General features: G+C 46.9%; 4 protein-coding genes. 1 reads left to right on the forward strand and 3 read right to left on the reverse strand.

Annotation, left to right across the window (positions count from 1 at the left end; genetic code table 11):
* Nucleotides 1-285: 285 nt before the first annotated feature.
* Nucleotides 286-840, reverse strand: coding sequence for a DUF2085 domain-containing protein (locus J7K41_01295; GenBank protein ID MCD6549328.1), 555 nt, complete (start codon nucleotides 838-840; stop codon nucleotides 286-288).
* A gap of 79 nt (nucleotides 841-919) precedes the next feature.
* Here J7K41_01295 and J7K41_01300 point away from each other — a divergent pair, with 79 nt between their 5' ends.
* Nucleotides 920-2,254 (forward strand): GTPase, encoded by a 1,335-nt coding sequence (locus J7K41_01300; GenBank protein MCD6549329.1) that lies wholly within the window; start codon nucleotides 920-922, stop codon nucleotides 2,252-2,254.
* Here the strand turns inward: J7K41_01300 and J7K41_01305 are convergent.
* Together J7K41_01305 and J7K41_01310 are read right to left on the reverse strand one after the other, a co-directional pair.
* Entirely contained in the window at nucleotides 2,244-5,813 is a 3,570-nt protein-coding gene (locus J7K41_01305) for a hypothetical protein (protein ID MCD6549330.1), read from the reverse strand. The genes J7K41_01300 and J7K41_01305 overlap by 11 nt on opposite strands.
* Nucleotides 5,814-5,941: 128 nt before the next feature.
* Nucleotides 5,942-6,706: a ribonuclease Z gene (locus J7K41_01310; protein MCD6549331.1), complete on the reverse strand. Its 765-nt coding sequence runs from the start codon at nucleotides 6,704-6,706 to the stop codon at nucleotides 5,942-5,944.
* Nucleotides 6,707-6,894: the final 188 nt, after the last annotated feature.

Below are 6,894 nucleotides of genomic sequence, written 5' to 3' on the forward strand. Positions count from 1 at the left end.
CCGAGCGTGTACAACCCGACAACGATACATACCACAACAGCCAACATAACCACAGCAACAACCTTCTCCAAACGCCGCATATCCATAATTCTGCACCTCTACATCTTGATAAGCATTACCTCGATAGGTATTACACCTTTGAGAAGAATTTATTTGAGTAGATTTATAAAAGTTATCACATACTCCAAGGTCATTACGATTGTGAATAAACGGTTAATTCGCTTTCTATTCTTTTATATAACCAACTTCCTACATCCCTCTTTCCCACAATCCAGTGCCCGTTTTTCACCCGGACCATTGTGCACGGGATTTATCCAAGATAGGCATAAGATAAAAGGGAACTATAAAACCTGCCGGAAACCCTGTCAACACGCGCACGGTATTAGTGCTCTCCCAGAACCCTAACAACTGAAAGGTACCGTCAACGCCCATCGGAATGATGAACATAATGAACAACCATACGGGTAGGATTGGATAACCTCCTCTCCTGAAAAAGATGAACAACAGCATTAATCCGCCGATAAACATGCCGGTGTAAAAGGAGATGCAACGCGCACACACCGGAAACTTGTAACCCATCCCGAGAACCGGATCGACGGACACGATACCGTTTGTCATAGCGGAACATCCGGATACAGCAAACGCATCCGGATATATACAGAACGAACGCGATGGCACCTGATGACATATAAACGAAAATGCGCGGTAAACACCCTCACCTATTCCCCGGTCGTACATGTAGATGAACGGAGTAGTAAATATAATGGTGTTGAACGTAGCAGTCAAAACCAGGTATATGACGAGAACGGTCGGAACCTTCGCATTCATCGGTGATTTCATAGAAAACTTAACTGGGATACAACGTTTAAAAGATTTGCATCCCCACGGTATTTTAATCAGATGATTTATGTTTCGGGTGATGGATATGAAAAAGGTAAGGAAGGTCATTATCATGGGTGCCGCAGGTAGGGATTTCCACAATTTCAACGTACTGTTCCGTAACAATCCCAACTATAAGGTAGTAGGGTTCACGGCTGCACAGATACCACATATCGAAAACCGAACATATCCGAAGGAACTTGCCGGTCCATCCTATCCCAAAGGTATACGGATCTTCCCGGAGGACGAACTGAAGGATCTGATCAGTAAGAAGAAGGTAGACCTGTGCGTGCTCTCGTATTCAGACCTGTCCAATCAAACAGTGATGGAGAAGGCTGCAACGGTTAATTCTGCGGGTGCGGATTTTATGCTAATCGCGCCGTCACACACGATGCTCAGATCACGTAAACCGGTGATCTCGGTGTGCGCCGTAAGAACCGGTTGCGGCAAATCACAGACGACACGATGGGTGGTCCAGCGGATCAAAAGGTTCGGGTTAAAACCCGTAGTCGTCAGACATCCCATGCCCTACGGCGACCTGAAGAAACAGATGGTCCAACGGTTTGCCGATTACGAAGACCTGGATAAGTACAACTGCACCATCGAAGAAAGGGAAGAGTACGAACAACATATTAAAGATGGAACGGTTGTGTATGCAGGGGTGGACTATGAAAGGATACTGAGGTCCGCTGAAAAAGAAGGTGATGTAATCGTATGGGACGGTGGTAACAACGATACTCCGTTCTTTAAACCTGACCTTCACATTGTAGTCACCGATGCTTTAAGACCGGATCACGAAAGAACCTATTATCCGGGATTAACCAACCTGATGATGGCGGACATAGTAATCATCAACAAAGAGAACACCGCACCCAAAGAGAATATAGAACGGATCATCAAAAACGTCAGACGGTTCAACAGGCATGCTAAAATAGTTCATGCCGACTCGGTTCTGAAACCCGACAAGAAGATAAAACGAGGTTCGAGAGTTATAGTGATCGAAGACGGACCCACGCTGACCCACGGCGGTATGCCGTACGGTGCCGGATACGTGATCGCTAAAAGATACGGTGCCAGAATTGTCGATGCATCAAGGTACGCCGCCGGTGAGATCAAAGATGTCTACAGAACCTACCCCCATCTGAAGAACGTGTTACCTGCCATGGGTTACTCGGAAAAACAGATCGCAGACCTCAGAACGAGCATACTTAATGCCAAACCAGATGCGGTGATCGCAGGTACTCCGATCAATCTTGAACGTCTTCTGAAAATAGACATCCCTGTTGTTCACGTTCGCTATTCACTGAAACCTAAGAACAATCTGTTAACCCGTGTAATCAAGGATGCAGTGACAAAGTGCGTGACTAATGTTTGAACAACCCGGGATAAACAAGGTTCAGTGCTATCACTGCCAAAACCAATAGGGTGCCGCCGATGTACCAGTACCAACATACACCGAACATCGAACCGTAATCATGACCGTAAAACATGCAAAGATGACGAGTTTCGAAAGACACGTTCGACGCATTTGTAAGATATGACCCGAACACAACCTTCCTTGCTTCTAAAGGTATTTCAATCTGACCGTTCTCATCAGGACGAAACGGACCGTACGTTTTACCATCTTCATCTATTAAATACACCATTACATCAGATGCAGGATTACCTGTTGAATCATGGATCGTCAGATACCGTCTCCCGATAAAGATGACTTTCTCCGAACCCGATGCGCCCTGACCCTCAGTATCTTCGTGACGATATTCTGTCGGATGCGACGCATTCGACCGATCCTGAACGTCCGGAAACTGTTCGTGCACCGATTCGTTTGCTCCCTCGACAGGTTGACATGAATGGTCCACACAAACCATCCCTGCACCGCAATCGGCATCGTAACAACATTCGTAGTGCACACAACGATGATTATCTATGTATCCGCAGACGCATTCCAGTTTTTTACATGTTCCGTTATCGCAGAACTCATCATAGCCGCAATCCGAATCGGTAGTGCATGACACAGAAAGAGCGGTTTGATTGGATGTCTCGACGGTTTCGTTAGATGTCTCGTTCATCGTCCGGTTGCGCGGAACGTACGAACAGTTTACCGTAATCTGAAATTCGTAGGATTTATATCTATCCTTACGCACGTACGCGGAATACACTCCGTTATCCAACTCGAACATCACGTATCCGTTTGCATCGGTGTAGTTAGCGCTCAGAAGATATTTGTACGAACCTACAACCCTGCTAACAGAAACCCTGGCATTAGAGACGGGATCACCTTCAGAACTCACATAAAACGAAACCTCTGCAAACGTATCTCTACAAGAGATGTTTGCCACGGCTTCTAGACGAGGTTTACGTTTGGACGACGAGGATGAAGACGCACGTCTGTTGACGGTTAACAAAGCAGATGTTTGTGCAGAGGTATAGTTTTGAGACCCTGAAGCGTTACATGTGTAGTTGTAAACGTTCGGGTCGAGTGTTCCCACATCAGGGTTAGAAACCGCCGTACCGTTCCTGTACAATGTAACGGATACCTCATCATTGTTTGCGGTACAACTCACATTTGTCGCGGTTGGATAGGTTACCTCCCACGATGGCGAAACCGACAATGTAAGTATTGTCGGTGCTTTAGTTATGTTCACATATACTAGAACGGATGCTATGTTATTGTAAGTGTCGTTCACACTCAAGTTCAACGGATAAACACCGGTTGCAAGAGCCGTTCGGTTAACCAGTTCTCCTGTGGTACCGTTAATGTAAAAGTGTGTAGTATCGTTTATCCAATATCTGTCGATACCCGATGTATCGGTGGCATTGAAATCGTAGTGAACGGGATCACCGTAGGTAACAGTAATGTTTGCAACATCTGTCCATGAAGGCAGAGTTGTGTCCACATTTATCCTCCTCACTTCTGTACTGTTCGTGTTACCGAAGGTGTCCTTAACAACAAAGAAATAGTCATAACTACCGTCGGATAAACCGCTCTTGTTCACGGATAACCAGTAGTTCGGTGAACTGCCGGACAGGTCACCGACATCGTATTGGGTCACGCTACCGCTCCAGTTCAGCAGAACCTTGTCCACAAACACCTCTGTTATGCTTATGTTCAGGACCACCCAATCCCGATTCGTTTTAGAATCGTTTACAGGAGTGGGCGGTACGAAAGATACCTGTGGAGGATGCGTATCGAGAAGGATCGTCCGTGTCTCGGTTCGGTTCAGGTTGCCTGCCTGATCCTGTGCAGTAGCGTTCAGGTAATACGTGCCGTCGGACAAACCTGTAAAGTTGTGATAACAAGGTGACGAAGAACATGTGTGATGTTCCACGGATGAACCGTACAGGTATATCGTAACGGATGAAAGATGGGTGTCAGAAGCGGTAACGTTCGCACTGACCCAATCCTGAGCATAATTACCCGATGCAGTCGTAGGCGATACAAAATCTATCGATGGAGCGACCGGATCAAAAGTTATATGACGTTGGGCAGTATTTGCAAGGTTGCCGTGGGTGTCGACGCAATAAACTGTAAAGACATGGTCGCCATCAACATCGGTTTTGTTCAAGTACCAGTTGGTATCCGAACCGTCCATGGTAATGTTCGACGCGTCCCATTCCAGAACACAACTACCCGATTCGTCAAGCGTTACATTTATAAATGTCCAGTTTCGCGGAACCATCGAACCGTCGGGGTCCGTCGGTGGGACGAAGGAGATCGTCGGCGGTGTCAGATCGCATACACCGTCCCACGAAGAACCGTTAATATAGTACAACTTGTAGTTCGATGAAGGAGTGCTGTTTGTGTACGCAATCACGAACGTTCCGGGGCATAAAGAAACTCCGGTGAGATGGTAATATCCAGCCACAGATAATAACCCCTCTTGATACGGGTCGTCTTCAACAATGAACGGTGCGGTGTATTCGGAACCGTCGGGATAATACACACCTGCCAGTATAGCATCTTCATCCTTATCATACCATGCAACCACGAACACAGCATCGCCGTCGCGTGTTTTCGCTGCAGACACCGAGATTCGCGCACGGTCACCTGTGTTCGTATCTATATCTTTCGGAGAGACTACAGTGCTTCCTGATGTGTCGCGTACTGTGATCGTAATATCTCTGTCCGATGAATCGTACCATGCAATAACGTAAGTAGTGCTGTTCAGAACCGTGCTTGCCACCTGACCATCGTTTCCTATGTTAGTGTCAACATCACCGTTTCGGTAAGTTGTACCAGAATTGCTTACCTCTGCATAGGAAGCGTCGTGAGCGTTGTCATCGTACCATGCGTACAACCAACGGTTAGCATCTATACCGTTGCAAGACACATAGTTCTGAAGTGTTTTGTCAGGGTTCATGTTACCGTCTACACGGTGTTCTCCAACCAACTGAGTGCCATCATTCGAATATATCTTATAATCTGCATCGTTGTCAGCATCATTGGCATAACACACTACAAACCTGTCCCCGTTCCCTATCTCGGCAACCGATACGTCCGGCCTACTACCCACGTTGGCATCGACAGTTATGGTAGATGTTTCTGCAGAACCGTCCTTGTTGTAGACCGCGGCGCGAACATCCCTGTCCGAACCGTCTATCCATCCGATGACAAACTTGTCGGAATCGATCGGTGACAGCGAAACCCGCGACCGGGAAGTATCGAGATGGTCAACCGTGACCGGCCCTGTTATCAAGTTTCCGTTTGTATCATAAACCTTGAAAAACAGGTCGCCCGAAGACGCGTTGATGTAAGCGATCACGACCGTATGGTTATCCAAAGGTGTTACTGCAACATCTAAAGAACGCATACCGTTACCGAAGGTACGCTCACCGGAAGCAGAAACCGTGTTCGACAACCCGGTAGAGATAAGGAACAATAAAAACACGGCAACCGAAAAAATCCTGTTGCAACGCATGTTCGTTTCGGTCATCCGGACCCCGTTATATAAAAAGAATAATTAATTTAAATCTTTTTGTGTATATATCAGTTTTTTGTTCGAATTTTTTTTTGTTCGGATTTCGGACAGATGTAGGTGCGGTCACAAGAACGTAGGAACCGTCACAAACGGATCTGCTGACCTTCTGACAACAGGGTGATGAGGTTACCATTCTCACCGGTGCTGATCAGGTCAGGCAGGTAATCGGGATAATGAATACCGTAGACCTTCGAGAGGACGGTTTCGGGAAGGTTTGCTAGGTCTTCAACAGATGTGTGCGCCGGATTGTTGCCTATCTCGTGAATGATCATATCACAGTCCTCAAGAAACCCGATCAGTTCTGACGAAAACAACGTGTCCGACGAATAACCTATCTTCTTACCTTTGTATTCAACTTTGATTGCGTACGTCGGCGTGCAATGCAACGTTTTCATAACCTCGACCTTCACCGGTTTGTCACGGACCTTCAGCACAATGGTCTTCCTCTCTTTAACAGGCGTGATTTCGAAGTAGTAATCGAGGTCAACGGTTCCAAGTCTACCGCGGAGATAACCGCACGGGTTCATCGGACCGGCAAACCTCTGACGGAACAAGGGAACCACTTCTTCACCCATGATCACACGCGTTTTCCTCTGGTTAACAAACCGGTTCCAAAACCCTAACCCTTCCAATCCGTTAACATGGTCGCCGTGGATATGACTGATGTACACGTTCTCGATAGTTTCAGGTTCGATACCGTTGCCGTACCTGTCCAGCACGCTGAGAAATCGGTCCGGAACCTCTACGAGAAGGTTATGCTCAAAGTCATCGAAACTCAGGACAAAGGACGTTGTAACGTGTTGCACGGTGAAAGGAGTACCGACGCCGAGCACGGTTACAGTAATCAAAACCGTTCACCCCTGTGTAATGATTAAAGAACGATTCATCTCAAAACTGTGAAACTGACATCAGTCAACCTCTCCTCAAGTTCAAGGATTGCAACCATCATAGATTTAGCGGGCGGTAGTTTAACGACCTCGGTTCTACCTATGGAAGTCCTACCCTGTCTCTCATGGATATGTCCGCATACGTTAAC

The organism is Candidatus Micrarchaeota archaeon (assembly GCA_021163225.1).
Taxonomy (GTDB): Archaea; Micrarchaeota; Micrarchaeia; order Anstonellales; family JAGGXE01; genus JAGGXE01.

What these genes read in the sequence shown, in the direction of transcription:
- J7K41_01295 (MCD6549328.1), bottom strand. Translation starts at nt 840, where the DNA reads ATGAAATCACCGATGAATGCGAAGGTTCCGACCGTTCTCGTCATATAC.
- J7K41_01300 (MCD6549329.1), top strand. Translation starts at nt 920, where the DNA reads ATGGATATGAAAAAGGTAAGGAAGGTCATTATCATGGGTGCCGCAGGT.
- J7K41_01305 (MCD6549330.1), bottom strand. Translation starts at nt 5,813, where the DNA reads ATGACCGAAACGAACATGCGTTGCAACAGGATTTTTTCGGTTGCCGTG.